Origin of the sequence: Streptococcus sp. 477 (assembly GCF_013277295.1) — a bacterium.
GTDB lineage: Bacteria > Bacillota > Bacilli > Lactobacillales > Streptococcaceae > Streptococcus > Streptococcus pseudopneumoniae.
Window position 1 is genome coordinate 1 of sequence record NZ_VMMQ01000058.1, and the last position, 20413, is coordinate 20413.

Consider the following 20413-nt stretch of genomic DNA (forward strand, 5'->3'; position numbering starts at 1 on the left):
CACGCTTAGTAAATTCAGCGTCAAAGGCTGCGTCTGCTGCTTCTATCTGCGCTTGGATTTTGGCTTCAATGCCATCTTGTTGCTTAATCTGCTTGGTAATCGTACCCTCGTAAGAATACTGCGTATCATTTCCAGCTTTACTATCTGCGCTGATACGACCTCTTAGACCACCTTTGAAAGTAAAGCTCTGACTTAAGACAGGAACTTTAAAGGTTTCTTTCTTGTTGGTCTGAATGGTTACCCACTGCCCAACCTCAAGCAGTAAATGCCCTTGGTAGTTGAGATTATACGGATAGTAAGTCAGGTTTTTCAGATTGTAATACAGGTCATTTAAAGCGCTCTGGGTCATGAAGACATTGTCTAGTTCCAAAGACCGACCTGTCTTCATACCAACCGTAAGAGGCTTCTTATCTGTCTTACAAGTAATACCAGCTATCTGATACTCAATCTCACTCTTGGTTAAACCATGTAGGAAGTAACTGTCTGCGTTTATCGTGATATTTGACTCAGTTAAATCACGGATTTCCATCTTCCCTTCTCGGTTGAAGAAACAAGACATCCCTATCATCTGAGTCATAGCGCTCAGCATATCCCTAAATGAAAGTTTCTTTCCTTCAGGAACTTGCTCGACATGGTAACGCATCGCGCTGATTCCGAAATAGTCATTCGCTAACTCAATGCCTGTTTTCAGGCAGATTTCCTGAATAACCTCTCGTACTTCAGCTGGGAAATGCAAATCTGTCACATACTCACGATTGAGCTTAAACATACCATCCATAAGTTCAAGTGTGGTTGTGTTGCGGTTTCGGTCAATCTCAATATCGTTGATGAAGTATTCCCCCATCTTGACCCACTGGTAGGTATCCCCAACCAGTAGACCAATCTCAGGGTGCAGGGTATCCAGCTTATTGAACGTGGTAATGATACTGGTAAAGGTAATTTTACCGCTACCAGCGCAGGTTCCACCAGGCTTATAAGTATCGCCCTTGATGTAGCCATACTCAAAACTAGCCTCTTTGATATCCCGTGAAGTATAATCACCAACACGAATAGCCAGCGTCCTTTCCTTGGCAAACATGGCTCTGTCAAATTGTCGTCTGGTTAAAGCATCCATTTTCTTACCTCTCTACCAGATTAAATTTAGCGCCAGACCAAGGTTTAAACTTCTCAGTAAAGCTATAGCTAGGAGCTGTCCTATCACCGACGTAGAAAGTCTTTGTGACTTGGCCATCCATGGGGTCTGGATAAGACACCTCAAAAAATTCAGATGATACAGCATGTAAAAGCTGACTTAATTCTCCCTGAGTCATCATACCCCATTCACAGTCTAGTTTGCGTTTGGTCGTGATACGGTCACGCACCATGTCGCCATTGGCATTACGCCCTGTCTCTCCATCGATATCTTGAATACCGACTTGAAAAGATTTGGGAGGCTTCACAGCCACCCCATTGATTGTCAATTGTGCCATTTAACCTCCTAAATCTTGAGCAAGGTTTGACCTGCTCGTTCATGTTCCTTGTTAATTTCTTGGATAGCTACCCGTCCGAACTCATGGCCTGCGATTTGGATAACGATGTCGCCAGCCGGTAATGAATAACCTGTAGGTACATTATTAGCAGGCATTCTTTCAGCCAGTTTTTGAGCCAAGATAGAAATCCATCCTGTATTCCGTTCAAGAGGCATTACCGCTTCTTGACCAGCTTCTCCGACCCCAATGATGCTAGGAGAGTTGAATACACCGCCTCGTGCATACCAATCTACAGAGAATGATGGAATTCTAGGAGGCATCAAGCTGAAGCTACCAGATATATTAAAGTGAGGGAGTTTGATTTTTGGTAAGCTCCAATCAAAGTTAAAGAAGCTTTTTAGTTTATCGATACCACTTTTAACGATGTTTTTAGCATTATCCATTGCATCATTAAACAGATTCTTGAACCAGTTGGGGATTTCTTTCAAGGCATCTTGCATATTTTTCCATCTATCACCAAACCAAGAACCGATTTTTTGGAAAGGATTCTGAGTTTTCTTTTTTGCACTCTCAAATTTCTCTCCAAACCATGTATCAGCTTCTTTTACTCCATCTTTGATATCATTCCAACGGTCACCGAACCAAGAGCCAACTTTTTCAAAAGCTGAGTTCACTTTATCCCTACCGGACTTGAATTTATCACCTAACCAAGTGTTTGCTTCGGCAAGCGCATCTTTAGATTCGTTCCAACGGTCACCAAACCAAGAGCCCAACTTGCTAAATGTATTGCTTATTGCATCCCATGCTTGCTGGAATTTCTCGCCAAACCATTGACCTATCGGTTCAAAGATTTCTTGTAGTTTCGTCCATAGACCGCTGAAAAATTCCCCAATCGATTGACAAATACCACTGATAAAATCACATAGTCCTTGCCATGCAGTTTTAGCAAACTCAACAACAGTATCCCAGTTTTGGTAGAGCAAGACACCGATAGCAATTAAGGCTGCAATTGCTGCAATAACTAAAGTTATCGGACTGGTCAATACCGCAATAGCCCCATTGAGTGCCCATGTTGCAGCTGCTGCAACTCCTGCTGCAATCGATTGAGCGATCTCTGCCGCTGCTGCAAGTCCCATTTGTGCTGCATGAACACCCCAAGCTAGCGCTGATTTACCAAGTTCTAAAGCGGTTTTTCCTAACTCGGCAATCAATTTACCTGAATTGACTACAAAGTCTTTTGCATACAATGCATTCAAATAGATGGTTTCTCCGAAGCTGACCAATTTATCAAATGTCAAAGCTTTCAAAGCTAGTCCGAGATTTTTAATTCCGCTAACAATAAAGGAAACCTTGCCACTTAATAATTCGAATGCCCCTGCAAGTCCTCCAGCTTGTTCAGCCCATGATAAGAAATTAATTGTTTGCCAAGCTGTTATCAAAGCCAAGATAGGTTCTTTGTTTTCTTTACACCAGTCAGAAAAAACGGCGAAACCATCTGCCACTAACTTAATAGCATCCGCCAATAGTCCCAAAGTGGCTAAAAGGCCACCTCCCAATAAATCTGAAATTCCTTCAATACTAACACCGAATACTCCTGATAAAAACTCAGCAAAAGGTTGCCAAGAATTCTCCCAAAGTATTTGAATAATATCAATTAGCCCATTAAAAGCATTAGCAATAGAGTTAATAGCAGGGACTACATGTTCATCATAAACACGACTTAAGCCATCGCCAAATTTGTTAACAGACCTTTCAATGCTCTCAAATACAGGCGCAACAGTATCTAATAAACTTTGGAAGACTGATGAAATTTTAGGAGCGCTTGTCACAACGACTTTTTCAAAACCTTTAAACAAACTTCCTGCTAATTTGCTACCGACTTCAACAATGGTAGATGTCAAGCTTAATAGAGTTGACACAATAGCACTACCTATACGAACCGCACCGGTTGAGGTAATGACGTCGTAGAAAGCACTAGAAAAGGCCTGAGCGATGTTTCCTACTGCCTCTGCAATGTTACCAATATTATCAAACAAAGCGACTAGCGCCCTGGTAATGCGTTCTTTTTGCCTTCCAAGACCATTTGCAATACTTTCGGCAAGGAAAACACCGATACCTAGACCGATAGTAGCTATTGAGCCTGTCACTTGCCCTAAAGCATAAGCGATTTTCTCAGCCATTCGGTTAAAGGCATTCACAACTCTTGGATCAGTAGCGATTTCTCCCATTGTCTTAGCTATTTGGTCTAAGGCGGTCTTAATGCGTTCAATACCTTCTGGTCCAAATGCTGCATCAAAACCTTTCTTGAAGAGGTCAAACAACCCTTTGAGCTTATCTCCAAGTCCATCAAAAATGCTCTTGAACTGGTTGTCCATGTCGGTCAACTCGACTTCTGGCAAGATGTCTTTGAAAGGTCCGCCACCCCCTCCCTTTCCTTTACCACCTTTGCCACCGCCTCCAGAACCGCCTGCATCATCGTCTTTTGGTTTTTGCAAGATGTTAATCTCATCAAATCCCAAAAGACCTAGCAACTCTTTAGCGGCCTTCTTAGCGTTTTTGGCTGAGTCTCCTAGGTTATCAGCAAGTCCTCCAGCTGAATCTCCAGCGTCGTCAACAGCGTCAGCAAGGTCTCCTGCTCCGCCTGCAGCGTCTTTCATGGCGTTACCCATGTCTCCAACTGCTCCACCAACACCATCTTTCACTGTTGCTTTCTTGTTGAACATCAAAGCGATAAACTCAGCAAGTTTTGCCGTAACGTTCTTCAATACCATAGCAAAAGAGTTCAAGACAGGCATAATGGCATTGATAATCGGTAACATAGCATTACCCAGATTCAATGCACTATCTTTCATCAGCGACTTAAACAAGCTGATACGCCCATTTACAGAATTGGATAAGGTATCACCATATTTGGCTGTAGCCTGTTCTAGGATAGCCATTAGGCGGATTTGTTGCTGGGTTTGGTAGTCTAATTGTTGCCAACTTTGCCCGTTTGCGAACTTCTTAAAGGCTTCAGTAGACTCAATCATAGCCACATTAACGTTGATTCCTAGGTCTTCTCAATAATGTTATCGCATGGCTTTTTATCCATACTTCTTACAATTTCTTGTAAGTTCGGCATATATTTTCACCTACAACCGAATTGTCTAGGTGCTCACCACTCGTGGGGATATTTTATTCTATACTTTTTGACAAAACAAAAAGCACAGGTTCAATCCCTATGCTCTACGGTGACCAAGCCTTTTTAATTGCTTAGTTTACCTCGGTATCGTCATGTTTTAATTACTTAAAATTTAGAGTTTTACCGATTTTGGTAAGTTCTTAATCCGCCTATTTCTAAGCGGTGCGACAAAAGTCTATCGCTTCCGTATTCCCTAGCAAACCTGAGCGAATCCGCTCCATAACGTCTGTAATCGTGCGCCCAGAACCTTCAGCAACAACTGCCGACGTCTGCAACATCTTAGCAGTATAAGCGCTTAGCTTGTTGGTGTCTTTGATAAATCCAGAAAATAAGTTTGAGTAGACTGCACCATAGTTAGTAGCCTCGCCCACACCCATATTCATGGCATTAGCGTTATCGTTAACCCATTTTAAGAAAGATTGCGAACTCTCACCCATCTGGCGCTTAATTTGGTTCATAGCCGCTGATACTTCAAGAGCTGTCTGCGTTGAATACATCCCAACATCAAGCAATTTCTTACCAAGGATTGCAAAACCAGCAAACTTAGCCAGCTTGCCAAACGCGCTACCGATTGAGCTCGACTGTTCACGAATTTTGGCAGTGGCATTCTTCACTTGGTCAGATGTTCCTTTGACCTGATTCTCGACTTCTTTCATCTTCTTCCTGAAAGGCGCTATCTCAGCGTCAATCATGACCTTCAATTCGTCAAGAGTTGCCATTCATTTCCTCCTTCCTTTTTCGATTATGTCTATCTGCAAAATCACGCATCCGTTCCTTATGCAACAAAAGCGCTTGTCTCTGTCGTTCCTGTTCTACTGCTTGTTGTTCTTCTACAAACAACTCAGGCGCATATTCCCAGAACTCAAAAACCTTGGCATCTTTGGATAACAATAAAGAAACGTGATTGGAAATCATCTGCGAAAGTCTGTACGAGTCAATAATCTTCTCTTTACGCTCTTGGATTTTGACACGGTTGTAGCTTTCAATCATTTCCCTGATTTCAAGCACCGTTAAATCCCAAAAATCAAGAGGCTTACCCCCGATGTCCAAAACATAGGATAAAGCCTCTCAATAATCTGCGTTACCGTTAAGATTACTCGACTACTGTCATTTTCTTCTTGGAAGTTTTCTTGCCCTTGCTTCCTCGTGGAGTAAAACCCGACACTTCAAAGAGTGGCATTAAAACCTCTGTCATGAAGGTTGTTTGGTCTCCACCATTATCCACGTATTCATCGTATAGATCGTAGACATCCTCAAGAGAATACCCATTCTCATACTTTTGCAAAGCTCCATGAATCAAGAGCAATACAACTTTTAAAGGAGGCAAAGGAAACTCTTCGCCAGCTTCAGGCATGAAGATTTTCAGTAAGTTCATACCGATTTTTTCTTCAACTTTTGCTGCTTGATGAGATGAAAGTCGTAGTTTTAACTCTTTCTCATCGCTAATCTTCCAAATTGAGTAAGGTAACGCCATTTAATTAACCTCCAAGACCGTCTGTAAATTCCAATTCTGACTGCAATGCAATCTTAAGTGTGAACTCGATAACGGCATTGACACCGCCACCGCCCAGTTTAACAGATACTTGGCCTTCAAAATTGACCTTAGTACCGTCTGGATAAGCTTGTTCAAAGTAGAGTTTCTTCTTGTCGTCTGCTGCCTTACGCAATACACGGTAAGGAGCAGTTTCGCTTGAATTGTTATAAGAGAACTTGTACTCCAATTCCCCTGCATCACCAATACCAAATTCGTACTTCTTAACTTTATCTTCAAGAGTAGTGTTCTCTACTTTTTCAGGTTCGATACCAAACTCTGGTACTTCTTTCAATCCAACAAGCTTAGTATAGCTACCTTTGGTTTCGCTATAAGAAAGCGTAATTCCGTTTGCTAACATGTTTAATTCTCCATTCTAAATTGAAAAACAAGCTCTGAGTGTAAGTCAACAACCCCTTCAAAACGCATGACCTTATGTCTCAAATGGGACGGGTCTGGCACGTCTTGGCAGTCGGTTCTTCGTAAACCTAAAGACTCAAAAATCTGATTGATTTTAACAGCTAACTCACTAGTGCTTGTATCATCAAAGATATCCACCTTGTAGCGGATAGAGGATTTTTGTTCCTGGTCATCAAACCAATCACCCGGCTTGTTTTGTTCTTCCAAAAAAATAACGACTGGAAAAGTCTCCCAATCGCTAGGATACGTATCAGTCACATTATCTGCAACCTTTTGCAATTCTTTATAAATAACAGGCTTGATATTAATCATTTTATTTGTTCTCTTATCTTTCTACGGACATAATCCGAAATATTCTTAGACACACGCTCTTGATTGTCTCTCAAAGCTGGATAAAGATAAGGCTGAGCAGGTTGACCATACATCTTGTAGAACTCCCCAATCTTTTGAAAGTGGTAAGGCCCTACATTGATTTGGTCTTCATGCACATACCACGGACTAGAGCGATAAGTCACGCTGACTTCTGGAGAGATACCAGAATGGCTAGCCTGACCCTTGGGTCCTGTTCCAAACTCAACATAAGGAGCATAGTGTAGATTTGTGTAAACCTCACCTATAGCCTTATCTCCGTCCATTTTAACCCTAGTCTTGATACTGTTTCTAAGTTCTCCATTGTTGCCTGGTGCTAGTCTTTTAGCATCAGCTTGGACAACCTTTATAGCAGCATTGTGTACCGCACGTAAGACGATATCCTCGCCAGTTTTTTTACTAGCCAATCGTCTACATTTAGCTATGAGCCTATCTGCCCCTCGTAGCTCTGACACGCTCTAACTCCAAAACTTGATGATATGTGTAGACCTTTTTAGAGATAACCCTGTGAGTCACTTCCGTCGGGCTATCGATACACACACCATCTTTCACTTTGATAGTAGCTGACTTGTTGGCATTTGCGTTCAAAATATCATTGACACGCTCACCATACATCTCAGATTGTAGCTTACTGCTAGCTGGCCACAACTCAAGGCGGACTGTCTCAGCTTCCTTGGCATATCCTTCTTTTACGACGCCTTCCTCTGTGACAGTCTTTTCAAACCGTCGCATTGGATAAGGTTTCAGTCTACTCTGCTTCAAAAACATGACCTGCCACCCTTGCTAATCTGTGCATGCGTATACGCTGTAAAAGACCCGTAGACAGGCCGTTTTCTCCGTAGACTACTGCTATACCACCCTCGGTTCTGGAATGCTCTCCTTCCGCTCCTGAGCGGTTGTGGAGTTCGATAGCAACCTCAGGTATTAAGCGACTTAAAGCAGGTGTCAAAGATGTGCGATTCGCCTCTGACAAGATAAGATTTGTAGCCCTCGTTTGGAGCAACATGAGAAGCTGAGTATCTTCTTCGCCTGTCATTTTCTTCAGCAACTCTATAGACATATCAATCCTCTTCTAAAAACTCAGGCTCAGGGAGAATTTCCTCAAGAACGTCTGAGATAGCGACACCATTGCTGGCGAAATTATCTGCCAGCTCGGCATAGCGCTCCTCAGTAATCTCAAGTTCCTCTCCTGCCAGTCGTTTCACATTTAATTCCCAGTCATAGAAATCTTGTTTGATTTTAAATTTCACTTTTTAAATCCTCCAACACCTCTACAATTTCAGCTTTTGATAACTTATAGGCACCAGTTATGCCAGCTTCTTTAGCTAGATTCTTCAACTCTTCTAAAGTCTTATTTTCTAAATCAGAATACTGGCCAGCTTGCTCCTCTTGGATATAATGACGTCGTAGCAATAAGCTCATATCATCACCTCTTACTCACCGAATTTTACAACTCGTGTAGGGTCGTATAGGTAAACACCATAGTGTTTGTCACCAGTGATAACCGTTGTCTTTTTAAGGATGTCACGGTCTGTTTCGATAGCCACATCACGTTTTAGCATGATAACAAACGCACCATATTTATTGGCATCATCTGTCTGAGTCTGGCTAGGAGACACTTTGACAAGGAAACCTTTACCTTCTTCAACTTTTTTAGAGCGGACGATTTGCACACCAGCAACTTCACCAAAGGTCCCAGAAACAACCATATTTGCTCCAAGCTCTGAACCTTTAGTCCATTCTTTTGCTACGTCAGTTTTTAGCTTAGTAGCATCTTTAGGGTTGATGATAGCAACATACTGTGCATCTTCTTCATCCTCAAAAATATCAAGAGCCTTATCAATTGCCTCAAGAGTTGTTGGGGCTTCTGCAACGTGCTGTGTTGCAGTCTTAGCTACCGCTACCAAATCATCATCAATCTTGTTAGCAATAGCCAAACCAAGCTGGTAAGTAGCTTGACCTAGTGGGTCACCAAGACCTGACAAAAGAGCTTCATCGGTAATTTCATAACCTTTAGCAGCCTTTTTGATAGTCATAGTGGTCTTTTTAGTAGTCAATTGGTCTGGAGAAATAGCTTGACCTTCTCCAACCTCTGTCGCATCTCCTGCATACTCCCATGCTGGAACTGTTAGAGTATTCCCTGGTTGTCCTTGAAGTGCTGTTTCCACATAAGCCAGTGGAGTGAATTTAATCAATTTAGGTAGTTTAGCGGAAACCATGTCCGCCATCACTTCTGGGTTAACCATAGTGGCTAATTTAGTTTGTCTTGCTGTCATTTATTTTAACCTTTCAATTTCTTATAGAGTTCTGGGTTCTTTTGATAGAGTTCATTTCGACTCTGATAACCCATACGAGCAAATTCTTCTTTTGTGATACCGTCACTATCGACTGGCGCTTGTTTCATTGGGGCTCCGCCTTTTAGCTTTTCTTGTACGCCTTTTTGCACGGCTTGTTCCCATGATTTCTGTAATACAGCGACAGACTGCGATACCGTCTCTGCGCTTGTCAAATCAACTACATTCACTAACTCAACAGGTAAGTCACGTTCACTTAGCATTGCTTTAGCCTCTGCGGTCAATTCCTTACGAGCAATAGCCTTTTCACGGTCAACTAGTTCTTGCTCACGCTGATCCAACTGATATTTCTGTTTTTCATCAGCGTTCATCTTAGCAAGCTTCTTAGCTTCGTTTTCCTTGGCTTCTTGCTCTGACTTCCACTTGGCAAACTTCTTATCGATGATAGCATCGACATCTGCGTCCGTGTACTTCTTCTCGTCTTGCGGTTGTTGTGCAGGTTCTGCAGGTACCTTTTGTTCTTCAACCGTTTCGACTGTTTGTGTTTCTTCGTTCATTGCGAACCTCCTATTTTTAAAGTCGTCCCCGACTGTAATTTCCATAGCTTTTAGTGTCTTCAATGCTTGGACAATATAAAAACCGTACGGGATTCCATACGGTTAGGGCATAAGAAAACCGCCTAGATTTCGATGCGGTTTATAGTGGTTTATTGCAACAAAAAAGCGCCTAGATTACTATCTAAGCGCAAGATAGGCAGGACTGTCGGGGCTCCTGCATTTCTCGACCCACTATAAGTGGCGCGTTGGTGACAGATTCTCAACCTCTATCTTTACCAAAAGTATAGCACTATTTTTCCTTTTTGTAAAGCGTCAACATATTTTTTCCATTCTTTTTAACTTGACGAATCCCCACCTTGTTAAAGTGAATGACTAGCATTTCATCTCGTGGCACCATCACCGCTTCCATAATGACCTTATCTTTGTTAGGTATTTTTACATATGAAATAATTGATTTTTCAACCCTCTCTGAATTATCTAGAATCAAATAAGGTTTTTGAACTGCCTCTTTTATTAACATAAACTCATCTAAGGAATACTGTTGTCCATGTCTCACTAATGAAGTAGCTAAACTGCTAACATCTATATAAGCAGAACTTACTCCTATCAATTTGGTTATATCACTCGAAAAATTACCTAATTCATATTCAGATTTTAGTAAGCCTACGAGTTGTTCTTTCGATAATCCACCCTTCCCAATTTCATCCCATGCGTTACTAACATCAGAAAACAATTTTTGGGTATTATATCTTGAAACGGTTTGGTCACTTTTCTTGTAATCTTGTATTTCATTTTTTACATCTTTCGCAACATACTTGCTATACCACTCTTTATAAGTCATATCAGCAGGTACTAGCTCGGTCTTACCTGTCTCTGGATTCCTTGCTCTGCGCTTCAGCTTGCTGTAGTCTGCGTCCTCATCGTATCCGACAGTAGTAGACCTACACCAAGGGTGCATAGGCGGACAATTGACACCAGGGACAGCCTTATCCCTATCATAGACCTTATTATCGTGCTCTTGGCAGATATGTGATGTACGCTTGTCTAAGACGGCTACAAAGATATACTTCTCTATGTCTGCTTCTTCATAGCTGAGTAGTTCCATTTGGTTATGAAAAAAGGCTGATTCTGTCCGAACCAAACGCCTCGCATCATTCTGACCGACATCGAATCGTTCAGCAATTGCTTGTGCCGTTTCTCGTGTTCCTCTTCCTGTCATGAGGCTCATGAGTAGTTCATCTTTTATGCTAGAAGTAAGCTTCCCCGTATTCTTCCAGATGTTTGTTGAGTAGGTACTTCCATCTCCTACCCAACTAAAAGACTGTAGATGTTTAATCTCGCTCTCAGGAAGCCCAGAAAAGCCGTATGCTAGTCCTGTCTGCTGCTGCAGGTCAAAGGTAGCCTTGTAGTAACTATCCTTCATCAAGTCGCTATAGAAGGCGTCTGAGCCTGTCTTCTCTGAATGATAGATAGATTCACGCATACAATCTAAATCATCACTCAAACGCTCTAGGCGCTTCATACGAAAAGAATAAGCTGGGCTGTCTAAGTCAGCTAGTAATCTTTGGATGTTCGGGTCATTCGGTCTTGCTTCAAGTACTTTACGAAGTTCATTCAGATTTTTCTTGTCTTTCATGTTCTTCAAGACTTGTCTAGCATCTACCTGACTTAGACCATAATCACGTTGGAACTTATCAAAAATCTTATTGACTTCCTTATCCAAGTAAGTCTTGGCTTCCTGATAGACCTTATCGAACTGGTCTGCCTGCTTTTCGGCCTTGTCCATCTGCTGGTAAATCAGATTGGCTTTCCTCTTCGCCCAATACTCCTGATTCTTCATCCTCTACCTCGTCTTCGGGTTTCGTGTTGTCTTTGTTGAACATCGGCATGTCTTCCATGTTCTTCTTTTTCTCTTCTTCCAAGGCTTCCAGCTCAGCGTCAGGGTCTTCCACAAACGGCAAGAGAGAAATAAGCTGCCTATTGGTCACTTTACCTTCCAAATTGTTCACAATCTGAGAGATTTCCAGCAAGTTTTTAGGCAAACCACGGCTGAATTGTGGAACGATTGAATGAGACTCTAGTGCAATCTGTTTCATACCCAAGTAATGAGCAAAAATCGCAATACGCTGACGCAATCCTCGCTTATAGTTCGCTTCCTTGGTCTTAGTAATCATCTCAAGGCCCATTAGCTTGAATTCCATAGCTCAATTTTGTTACCGTAGAGGCTCTTTATCCTCTACTTCTTACGGTTTCCCGTAAGTTCAGACTATCTCTTCACCCTTATCAGGGTGTCGGATTTCGTGGATATTTCTGCATATAAAAAAAACGATACTATGTACCGTTTCTCACTTAGCTTACTCTATCTAGTCGTTAAACCTTACTGATATTTCTACCAGCAGTGGTAATTGATTAGCTTCAGTAATATGTCACAAATCTCCCTTTTTCATCTCGAACAATTGTCTTACCAGACATGTCCACACCTTTTGAAAATTGTCTTAAATCGTATTTTTTATAATTCAATAAGATATCATCTATTGTTTCATCATTAACGATTATATCATCTCGTTTTATGGAACGATAATATCTGTAGACAAGAGTTGAAAAAGAAATGTTGTTTTCTTCAGATAATTTTTTTAGATAGTCTCTCAAGATATATCCCTTATACTTAACGTTATCAGAACGATTACGTTTATTTGTATGTTCAGGAACCCACCTACAATTACTTGGTGAGTAGTCTTTGTCATTATCTATCCTATCTAATTGCAAACCAAATTCTACTCCGTTTTGCATTGCCCAACTTCTGAACTTAGCTACATCACTAAATTCATCAGAAACACCTATTCCACGTTTCCCATACCATTTATAAGCCCAATGTTTTTCATCATAACACCTTGCTAACATAGAGTAATAAACTTGATTTAGATGTTTGTGCATTTTATCTTTTATCATTCATCTTCTCCTAGATTATTATACTCTTATTATACCATAACAGAATATAAATATCTAGGTTATTACTGTTTTACGCCTTCCAATTTTAACCCGATTTATTACCTCAAAGTTACCTTTGAGGAGGGCAACTATTTCACCCCCGAAGTATTCCCTGCGAAGTTCTCATCAGTCAGGTTAGGCACATGGCTGAATGTGTAGATATCCTCTTTCAGAGCCGTACGCAAGATTTCCGTAGCACTTTCATCCAGCGTATTCTTCAAGAACTCGGCTCTTGCACTATCGCCCGGCAATTCCAAAAGACCTTCTTCAGAAAGAATCTTCATCGCTACCTTAGCATCTTCTGGAGTGTCTGCTAACTGTGTGCCATATAAGACAAGGATAGACTCTACTGCCTGCTCCTTGTCATTGACACGATTACCCATCAAGGAATTATAAGCGTCAATCAAGCTAATCTGTTGCTCGTAGTCTCCAATCGCAAAGTGATTGTTGCGATACTCGATAATCGGGATTTGACCAAGATTATGTTCTTCTACTTCCTCATTCTGTGTTGTTCCTGTGCTTGAATCACGCAGAACCATGTGATAGTGCAGATTTTCGGTAAAGACCTCTGCCTGATGCTTGGTAGTGTCTTTCGTATCATCTTCGACTTTATAGTAGTAGACCGCAAACAAAGGCTTCCGCTCAATGCTATCATCGTAGACCATGAAGGTGTTTTCTGGGTCAATACTAGTTGAGTCCAACTCAGTCAATCCCTCTTTAGCATAGATGTACTCGTAAGCACGACCATAGATGGCCATGTTCAAAGCATTCTGAGCATCTACTTGGTCAATCTCAGCGCCATCAAAGGCTGTAAGTAGTTCATCGATATCACCTTCAGCAGTGTTATTGTACTTGATAGGATTGCCCATAAAATAGCCCGTAGCCGTGTCTGCGATATCCTTGGCATGATTGGCTACCGTCTTGTAATTCGGTGCGTTCACGTTGCGTCTCGTGTGTTCTAAGATAGCATGCTCACCCAAATAGTAGCTTTTAAGCTTCTTCAAATGTGAGCTTTCAGTGTTATGTATCGTTATCAATTTGTAAATCAGGTCTTTCTTCAAAGAACCCTCATCATATCCATCCCGTGGATAGGTTAAATATTGGTACATGTCTTTCCTCTCTATAGACCATAATCAGAACGTCTGCGGACGGTTGCTTTTGGTTGCGAATGTTGCGAGTAAATCGCATAACGCACCGCATCTAGTACGTCGTCATTATCTTTCACTGGTTCGCCTGTCTTTTCGTTCCAGATGTATTGATAGACTTCATCTTTGAACTTGCTGACCTTGTTTGATACAACAAAAAAACGCCCAGCTTTCATCAGCTTGGCTACTTCTTCAATACCAGACAATACCGCTTTATTAGCGTTGAATGTTCTTAATTGCTCTCTTTGAAATCTAGCAACGTGTTCAGGTCGTGCACTGTCTGCCCAGAACGTAATATTCCCGTATCGTTCCTTGATATTCTTAGCGAGGTCTACCCAAAAATCTATCTCTTTGTACTGATGAGCGTGTTCCTCTAACAGATAAGCTGAACCGCCAGATGTTTCTCCAATGACAACAATAGAGCCAAAGTGTTCATATCCCCAGTCAACACCAGCGTATATCTTCGTAATTTCATCAGGTATTTCTTTAACATACATACTTTCTTCAAAATCACGATACACTGCACCTTCACCAATTACCCAACGTCCATATATACCACGCTCTGTAAACATACCGCTTGGAGTTATAGCAATTAAATTATTTATGTATCTCTGATTTAAAAAAGTATTATCAAAAATAGTGAAATGATTTGAAATTATCTTACTGCCGTCTGCTTTGTCGATGTAATTCACTTTCAACCAATGTTTCGGGTGATCAGGGTTGGTATCACATATAATTCTTGCTCCGAAACCAGAACAACGCTTTAATATTTCATCAAATACTTCTTTGTTAGCAAGTGTAGCTTCGTTGATATACGCTCCGAATGATGTCATACCACGGATAGCTTTCAAACCTGCGATTGAACCTGTAAATGTTGTAACAACATAAACACCAAAAAGAGAGAAATTCCCGTGCCTGTCAAATCTAAAATCATGATTATAAGCATCTGAAATTTCTCTCAATATATTTGTTTGAAGAGTGCCCGAAGAAACCGCACCTAAAATATACATCGGATTTTTAACTCCGACCTTCTCAGCGTTTTTCTTGACCCGTTTTAATTCCATCAAAAATAAGTCATTATCTAGTTTTGTTTTACCAGCACGAACCGCTCCGTGATTGATCATCATGTACCAATCAGATGAAACAGATCTCTTCAAAATATCGACTTGTTTAGTTGTATATAGTTGTTCAAGAGTCATTTCCCAAAGTGTCCTCCAGTTTATCAAAGTAATCAGACATTACATCTTCAGATTTCGCTCCACCTTCAAGCGTGATTTTGCGTTTCTCATTCTCAAGTTCAAGTGCTTTGATACGTTCTTTCTGTTCTTTCTTATCAAGGCTATCCTTAACATCTGTTGTAGTTAACTTGCTGATTTGTTCAAACGCTCTAACGTTACCTTTCATAGCCTTCTGCATCATGGCCATAGCTAAAGCCATTTCGTTAGTTGAGTCAAAACCTAAATCTTCAAGCTGTTTTTTAACATTTGGATTTGCAACATCTGCTTGCAGGATTGTTTCAAAAGCTTTTTTCAGGTTGGCTTTTTTTCTTCGAGCTTTGCCTGAAGCTTCTCCTGCTTTTTTTGCATTTTCTCGGCGTTCGCTCGGAGTTCGTTCTGAATTTTTTATCAAATTTTGCTCATTAGCCATCGCCTCACTTCCTTACTGTTTAAATAATTTAGTTCACTTTCTCAGCAGCAAGCCCCGTCTCTTCTTCCCAGCGCCTAATCGTTCGTGCGACGTAGAGTGGGTCTAGCTCCATACCGTAGTAAACACGTTCTGACTTCTCGCAAACCATGAGAGTAGAACCGCCACCATTGAAGCTATCCAATACTCTGTCGCCTTTCTTGCTAGAGTTCAAAACACACCTAGCAATCAACTTCAGAGGTTTCATGGTTGGGTGAATGTCGTTTCTAACTGGTTTATCTTCGTAAAAGATAGTTGTTGGAGTTGTATCTTGCATGGTCTTGATGTAAGAGATTATGTCATTTCTTTTAGGTTCTCTTCGTCTTCTTCAATGACCGTGGCTAGTGAGCGATTATCTACAAAGTAATGACTCGCTCCATCTTTCCATCCATACAGGCAAGGCTCGTGCTTCCATTGGTAGTCTTGACGACCTAATACAATAGCATTCTTGACCCAGATAATAGACTGTTTCAATAACCAGCCTGTCTCTTTGACTGCCGCTCTAAAATTCAAACCTTCCGAATCTGCGTGCCAGATATAGAACGCTCCACCTGGCTTCAGGTGGTTGTTTGCAACTGCGAATGCATCTCTTAGAAATTTTCTGAAGCTGACATCATCCATGCTATCGTTCATGATTGTCATGGCTTCATCGGTTCCGCCCTGGTAGGCTACATTGTATGGTGGGTCAGTCACATAAAGGTCAATCGTCTCTCCGTTAATTAACCGTGCCATATCTTCAGCAGATGTGCTATCACCACACATCAAGCGATGTCTCCCAAGTTGATAAATATCTCCATATTCTACTTCCGGCTTCTCTTCTTGATTGATATCGACTTCTGATCCCTCTTCTTTTTCTACTTCTTCAAAATCATCTAAAGAAAAGTCAATATCTTCGAACCCAAACATCGTCATATCAAAACCAGTGAGTTCATCTAATTCGCTATAAAGTAGTTCAATGTCCCAATCAGCAAGCTCCCCTGTTTTATTATCGGCGAGTCTAAATGCTTTAATCTGTTCCTCTGTCAAATCATCTGCAATAAGAACAGGGACAGTTTTTAGTTTTAAAAACTTTGCTGCCTTAAACCTTGTATGGCCATTTATAATTTCACCATCTGGTGTTGCAACAATTGGAACTTTAAAACCAAATTCCTTTATAGAATTAGCCACTGCTTCAACTGCCTGATCATTGTTCCTAGGATTTTTTTCGTAAGGTCGTAGCCATTCAATCGGCTTGTCAATAATCTTCACTGTTTCCCTCCCCCAAAAACCAAAAAACACACATCCAAAAGATATGTGTTTCTCGGGTTATATAGTCCTTTAGACTTTGCTTTCACAGCCAATTCTGCGAAACGGGATAACAGGGCTCGAACCTGCAACCAATAGATTAAAAGTCTACCGCTCTACCACTTGAGCTATATCCCTCAAAATGCAAGACGACTACTACCTTGCGTGTGTATTAAATTTTGACTTCTTTTTTATTTTTTGTAGTCTTTACAACCTCTGAGGGAATCAAACCCTCTAGCTTATAACTTATCCGGAGTATAATTAGCTACGCAATCATGCAAGGTCTAGTCGCTCCGCAACCATTTGTAAGTTAATGAGTGATATATGAATGCTAAGCCTACTGCCTACCCCATTCTGGGACACAAACACTCAAATGACAGCAGCTGGAATCGAACCAACTGGTCTAGCAGTAAAACGCACGTTTGGTAAAAGTTTCAAGGAGACCCAAACAACCTGCTAACCTGTCCTTACTGTCTAAGAGACCGAAGCCTCGGAAAAATATAATAAAGTATAAAGGAGACGTCAATTGACCTATCACTTGACAATACTATTTTACCATGTAAAATAAGCCATTTCCTAGCAATTTACTTGCAAATATCTCCCAAAAATTTACGAAAGACAATCAGCTTACCTTTTCGATAGGCTTCCGCAAATTCCAAAGCACCTCTACTAAGCATGCGATAGAACTCACTTTCAGAATAGCCTAAGTCCATATAGATAGCCTTGTCTGATAATTGGATTTTCATATCCATGTACTTCTTTGCTATAACCTGCCGAACGTATGGATCCATAATGCAGTTCACAGCTCTCTCAATTTCCAAAACCTCTGCCTCTGCATCCACATGTTCGATAACCATATTCTCAGTGGCTGTGTTCTTACCAGTAAACGTCTTTGGTTCAAATGAGTAGGTCGTTGTAATTTTAGGCAAATACTCAGCGCCTGCCATTCGGACATACGAGCGATAACTCTCTAGAACGTCATATACATTTTTTTTGGTAAATTGCACGTCAACGCTTTTTAATAACCTCACAACATCGCTCCTTTATGATATAATATTTTTAGCGAACATATCACAAAGGAGTCAGCTGTGCTGGCTTTTTTCTTGCTTTGTTCCGTTTTTATATGTATACTGTATGTATACAAAATAAAGGAGAAACAAATGAATACTGTTAAAACTCGTAAGGTTGGGAACTCTGTCACTGTGACCATTCCCAAAACACTCAATGTTCCAGAAGGTCAGGAAATGTTTGTCTACAAGGGTGTAGATAATGTCATTGTCCTAGCTCCAAAAATTCCAGACCCATTTAATGGAGATGCAGACCTACGCATGGAAGATGACTTTGAGGGGGTAAGATTCCTTGACAGCGAAATATGATTACATTCCAGAAAAACAGGACATCATCTGGATTGACTTTGACCCGTCTGTTGGACGTGAGATTCAGAAACGCCGTCCTGCTATTGTCGTCTCGCGTAGAGAATATTCGGAGCGGACGGGATTTGTTGCTGTATGCCCTATTACACACGGTCAAAGCAGACTAGAAGAACAAGGCCTGCTCGTTCCTGTGCGTTCCAATAAGGTAGATGGCTCTGTCAATCCACTCCAACTCTATACTTTTGACTTTAGAGAGCGCAAGGCTCAAAAAATCACAACCATGGATACAACCAGTTTTCAGAAGGTTGTCCAACTCTACAACTTCATCTTCGAAGCCTAGTCCTTATGGATTGGGCTTTTTTAGTTCTCCAAAAGTTCAGGGTTTTCGTATACGTTGCCAACGACTCTATAAGAGTAACTTTCATCGCTAAGAATTTCATGAAAGGGCGCAATATCATCTACACTTATTGCTTCTATCATAAAGACAGCTTGCTCATTATCCCAAGTCAATTTTGCATTCCCAAGGACTTCTCCTTCATCTTGAATTTCAAGAACATCCCCCTCAAAGATTTCCTTGCCGTTCTTATCCTTGAGTCCTGTTGATTGCATGATACATTCATAATCATCAAAATGTAACCAATCTTTTTTCTCTTCAATCCAAATGATAGGACAAGTCCAGTTTTCATCACTTAGATCACAATTGCCTACCATGACTTTGTAATTCATTTCTTTTCGCAGTCTATCCCACGCTCTAAATTTTGGTATCATGCCAAATCCTCCTCCTTCACAAAGCTGCCATCAATCCAACGACCCTTGCGATCTTTGATTTCTTGGTATGCCAGTTCAAAACACTCTTCAAAATCATAACCTAGCGACTTGCTGATTGATTTTAGATGACCAATCAATAGAGTCAATGATTTTATACGTAAGGTCATAAGTTTCAGATGTTGTTCTGTTTGAATGTTGCTAATACATGTATTTGCGTACGCGAATGATGTCATAATATCGTTCTTTCTAACATTCTTCGACTCTTCAAAAATACTATCCAAATCCACTTTGCTCAACAATCCCAGACCGACAATCACGACTGCGCAATCTCCAATGCTATCCTTGGTCAGCTTCTCATTCTTCTTGAGATAGCCTGCGCACAACTCACCGAACTCTTCGCTAAGTTTTAATGACTGCTTGTCTAGTCGTCCACCGTTTTCTAAATCACGGTCAATAAACCATTGTTTGACTTTTTCTAGTGTGTTCATAGTAGTACCTCATCCCCTACTCTAATCTTCTCATACACGTCCTTAGTAACTACGAAAATGCCGTAGTCACGAATAGTAAGCGTGTATAACTTGCCGTGCCGCCCCTTCTCGACGACCTTACCAAAAATCTCAGCGCCTGCGTTATCTGCCTTGTAAATAACCATCGGGCGCTTTTCTTCTAGTTTTTTTATGTGGATACTCTGCCAGATGTTTAGTCCAGCAGATAGCAGAATCCAAATTGCGATAAAACGTTTCAATCTATGACCTCCTCCTTCAATTTAAGCTCAATCTCTAAGTAAAAGCTTTGATCAGGTATCTCCAGTATCGCTGTAGTGGTTTTACCATCAGAACCCACGATAACTTCTCCGATTGCCAAAACTAAGTCTCGGATTGTGCTATTTAGCGTAAGGCTCATCACTCCACCTCCTCATTATATTTTTCTACCAATTCATGCAACCACGACCAAGGTTCGGTTTCTTCAACGATTGGGTCAACTTCCCTTTCTTGCAACCAAGCTGAGAAATTAACCACATTATCAATGTAGATTGTGTCGTAATCGCCCCAATCCCAAACAGTTAAATAAATTTCTGTTTCAGTTCCATTTTCATCTTCAACCGTTATTGAACCATTTTCAACCCACGCTGTACCAAAACACAATTCGCAAGTGCCAGTCTGTTCTTCTTGAAAATCTGAATGGTATTCTGTCACTTTATATTTCATCTTCCAACTCCTCCACTTTTTTCCTCAATTCTTTATTCTTTTTCTTCAACAAATCGCGCTCCAGCGCTCTAATCCGTCTCTTGCGTGCATCGCACGGTTTCGAATACTCGATTATCTTCTCTTCATTTTGCTCAATTGTACGT

At 41.0% G+C, this 20413-nt stretch carries 26 protein-coding genes, 1 tRNA gene and 4 pseudogenes; 2 read left to right on the plus strand and 29 right to left on the minus strand.

Annotated features, from left to right (window positions below):
* The 25 genes and pseudogenes from HT691_RS07180 to HT691_RS07295 all read right to left on the minus strand — a co-directional run.
* Nucleotides 1-1114: pseudogene (locus tag HT691_RS07180) on the minus strand (tail fiber domain-containing protein); the annotation flags it as partial.
* Nucleotides 1115-1118: 4 nt separating this feature from the next.
* Nucleotides 1119-1469 carry a DUF6711 family protein gene (locus tag HT691_RS07185; protein ID WP_000068027.1) on the minus strand — a complete coding sequence of 117 codons (351 nt, stop codon included), beginning with the start codon at nucleotides 1467-1469 and terminating at the stop codon, nucleotides 1119-1121.
* A gap of 8 nt (nucleotides 1470-1477) precedes the next feature.
* Nucleotides 1478-4504, minus strand: coding sequence for a hypothetical protein (locus tag HT691_RS07190; protein WP_233053314.1), 3027 nt, complete (start codon nucleotides 4502-4504; stop codon nucleotides 1478-1480).
* 319 nt (nucleotides 4505-4823) lie between these two features.
* Nucleotides 4824-5369, minus strand: a pseudogene (locus tag HT691_RS07195) (hypothetical protein); the annotation flags it as partial.
* Nucleotides 5356-5700: a hypothetical protein gene (locus HT691_RS07200; protein ID WP_172925315.1), complete on the minus strand. Its 345-nt coding sequence runs from the start codon at nucleotides 5698-5700 to the stop codon at nucleotides 5356-5358. The pseudogene HT691_RS07195 and the gene HT691_RS07200, both read right to left, overlap by 14 nt.
* Nucleotides 5701-5743: 43 nt before the next feature.
* Nucleotides 5744-6124: a DUF6096 family protein gene (locus tag HT691_RS07205; protein WP_001207822.1), complete on the minus strand. Its 381-nt coding sequence runs from the start codon at nucleotides 6122-6124 to the stop codon at nucleotides 5744-5746.
* Nucleotides 6125-6128: 4 nt separating this feature from the next.
* The gene (locus HT691_RS07210; RefSeq protein WP_000880679.1) at nucleotides 6129-6542 is read right to left on the minus strand and encodes a phage tail tube protein; all 414 of its coding nucleotides are present in this window, start codon (nucleotides 6540-6542) and stop codon (nucleotides 6129-6131) included.
* A 2-nt stretch (nucleotides 6543-6544) separates the two neighbouring features.
* Entirely contained in the window at nucleotides 6545-6913 is a 369-nt protein-coding gene (locus tag HT691_RS07215) for a hypothetical protein (RefSeq protein WP_000608236.1), read from the minus strand.
* Entirely contained in the window at nucleotides 6910-7425 is a 516-nt protein-coding gene (locus tag HT691_RS07220; protein WP_007284942.1) for an HK97-gp10 family putative phage morphogenesis protein, read from the minus strand. The genes HT691_RS07215 and HT691_RS07220 overlap by 4 nt, the downstream gene beginning before the upstream one ends.
* The gene (locus HT691_RS07225; RefSeq protein WP_000478948.1) at nucleotides 7400-7738 is read right to left on the minus strand and encodes a hypothetical protein; all 339 of its coding nucleotides are present in this window, start codon (nucleotides 7736-7738) and stop codon (nucleotides 7400-7402) included. The genes HT691_RS07220 and HT691_RS07225 overlap by 26 nt, the downstream gene beginning before the upstream one ends.
* The gene (locus HT691_RS07230; RefSeq protein ID WP_138706185.1) at nucleotides 7719-8030 is read right to left on the minus strand and encodes a phage head-tail adapter protein; all 312 of its coding nucleotides are present in this window, start codon (nucleotides 8028-8030) and stop codon (nucleotides 7719-7721) included. Before HT691_RS07230 ends, HT691_RS07225 begins: the two co-directional genes overlap by 20 nt.
* A gap of 1 nt (nucleotide 8031) precedes the next feature.
* Entirely contained in the window at nucleotides 8032-8220 is a 189-nt protein-coding gene (locus HT691_RS07235) for a hypothetical protein (RefSeq protein WP_000669344.1), read from the minus strand.
* On the minus strand, nucleotides 8210-8392 hold the full coding sequence (locus HT691_RS07240; protein WP_000054933.1) for a Rho termination factor N-terminal domain-containing protein: 183 nt from the start codon (nucleotides 8390-8392) through the stop codon (nucleotides 8210-8212). Before HT691_RS07240 ends, HT691_RS07235 begins: the two co-directional genes overlap by 11 nt.
* A gap of 11 nt (nucleotides 8393-8403) precedes the next feature.
* Nucleotides 8404-9246 (minus strand): N4-gp56 family major capsid protein, encoded by an 843-nt coding sequence (locus HT691_RS07245; RefSeq protein WP_138699579.1) that lies wholly within the window; start codon nucleotides 9244-9246, stop codon nucleotides 8404-8406.
* A gap of 5 nt (nucleotides 9247-9251) precedes the next feature.
* On the minus strand, nucleotides 9252-9821 hold the full coding sequence (locus tag HT691_RS07250) for a DUF4355 domain-containing protein (RefSeq protein ID WP_138702289.1): 570 nt from the start codon (nucleotides 9819-9821) through the stop codon (nucleotides 9252-9254).
* A 289-nt stretch (nucleotides 9822-10110) separates the two neighbouring features.
* Complete coding sequence (locus tag HT691_RS07255) at nucleotides 10111-11661, minus strand: minor capsid protein (RefSeq protein WP_172925316.1); 1551 nt, start codon at nucleotides 11659-11661, stop codon at nucleotides 10111-10113.
* A pseudogene (locus tag HT691_RS07260) lies at nucleotides 11570-12025 on the minus strand (phage portal protein); the annotation flags it as partial. The pseudogene HT691_RS07260 and the gene HT691_RS07255, both read right to left, overlap by 92 nt.
* A gap of 211 nt (nucleotides 12026-12236) precedes the next feature.
* Complete coding sequence (locus HT691_RS07265) at nucleotides 12237-12770, minus strand: hypothetical protein (RefSeq protein WP_000588570.1); 534 nt, start codon at nucleotides 12768-12770, stop codon at nucleotides 12237-12239.
* A 134-nt stretch (nucleotides 12771-12904) separates the two neighbouring features.
* Nucleotides 12905-13918: pseudogene (locus HT691_RS07270) on the minus strand (phage portal protein); the annotation flags it as partial.
* An 11-nt stretch (nucleotides 13919-13929) separates the two neighbouring features.
* Nucleotides 13930-15153 (minus strand): PBSX family phage terminase large subunit, encoded by a 1224-nt coding sequence (locus HT691_RS07275; protein WP_172925317.1) that lies wholly within the window; start codon nucleotides 15151-15153, stop codon nucleotides 13930-13932.
* Nucleotides 15143-15601: a stress-induced protein gene (locus tag HT691_RS07280; RefSeq protein WP_172921813.1), complete on the minus strand. Its 459-nt coding sequence runs from the start codon at nucleotides 15599-15601 to the stop codon at nucleotides 15143-15145. The genes HT691_RS07275 and HT691_RS07280 overlap by 11 nt, the downstream gene beginning before the upstream one ends.
* Nucleotides 15602-15629: 28 nt before the next feature.
* On the minus strand, nucleotides 15630-15914 hold the full coding sequence (locus HT691_RS11665) for a DNA methyltransferase (protein WP_345890404.1): 285 nt from the start codon (nucleotides 15912-15914) through the stop codon (nucleotides 15630-15632).
* 17 nt (nucleotides 15915-15931) lie between these two features.
* Nucleotides 15932-16885: a ParB N-terminal domain-containing protein gene (locus HT691_RS07285; RefSeq protein WP_345890405.1), complete on the minus strand. Its 954-nt coding sequence runs from the start codon at nucleotides 16883-16885 to the stop codon at nucleotides 15932-15934.
* 101 nt (nucleotides 16886-16986) lie between these two features.
* A tRNA-Lys gene (locus tag HT691_RS07290) sits at nucleotides 16987-17059 on the minus strand.
* Nucleotides 17060-17505: 446 nt separating this feature from the next.
* Entirely contained in the window at nucleotides 17506-17952 is a 447-nt protein-coding gene (locus HT691_RS07295) for an ArpU family phage packaging/lysis transcriptional regulator (protein ID WP_001237927.1), read from the minus strand.
* A 129-nt stretch (nucleotides 17953-18081) separates the two neighbouring features.
* On the opposite strand from HT691_RS07295, the gene HT691_RS07300 reads away from it, so the two are divergent.
* The gene (locus HT691_RS07300; RefSeq protein WP_001098943.1) at nucleotides 18082-18297 is read left to right on the plus strand and encodes an AbrB family transcriptional regulator; all 216 of its coding nucleotides are present in this window, start codon (nucleotides 18082-18084) and stop codon (nucleotides 18295-18297) included.
* Nucleotides 18281-18634 (plus strand): type II toxin-antitoxin system PemK/MazF family toxin, encoded by a 354-nt coding sequence (locus tag HT691_RS07305; protein ID WP_000125658.1) that lies wholly within the window; start codon nucleotides 18281-18283, stop codon nucleotides 18632-18634. Before HT691_RS07300 ends, HT691_RS07305 begins: the two co-directional genes overlap by 17 nt.
* A 20-nt stretch (nucleotides 18635-18654) precedes the next feature.
* Here HT691_RS07305 and HT691_RS07310 read toward each other — a convergent pair whose 3' ends face one another.
* The 4 genes from HT691_RS07310 to HT691_RS07325 form a co-directional block, all read right to left on the minus strand.
* Nucleotides 18655-19062: a YopX family protein gene (locus HT691_RS07310; RefSeq protein ID WP_172921814.1), complete on the minus strand. Its 408-nt coding sequence runs from the start codon at nucleotides 19060-19062 to the stop codon at nucleotides 18655-18657.
* Nucleotides 19059-19550: a MazG-like family protein gene (locus tag HT691_RS07315; RefSeq protein WP_001093849.1), complete on the minus strand. Its 492-nt coding sequence runs from the start codon at nucleotides 19548-19550 to the stop codon at nucleotides 19059-19061. The genes HT691_RS07310 and HT691_RS07315 overlap by 4 nt, the downstream gene beginning before the upstream one ends.
* Nucleotides 19547-19807 carry a DUF1372 family protein gene (locus HT691_RS07320; protein WP_172925318.1) on the minus strand — a complete coding sequence of 87 codons (261 nt, stop codon included), beginning with the start codon at nucleotides 19805-19807 and terminating at the stop codon, nucleotides 19547-19549. The genes HT691_RS07315 and HT691_RS07320 overlap by 4 nt, the downstream gene beginning before the upstream one ends.
* 157 nt (nucleotides 19808-19964) lie before the next feature.
* Complete coding sequence (locus HT691_RS07325; protein ID WP_023938751.1) at nucleotides 19965-20270, minus strand: hypothetical protein; 306 nt, start codon at nucleotides 20268-20270, stop codon at nucleotides 19965-19967.
* Between the last annotated feature and the right edge of the window lie 143 nt (nucleotides 20271-20413).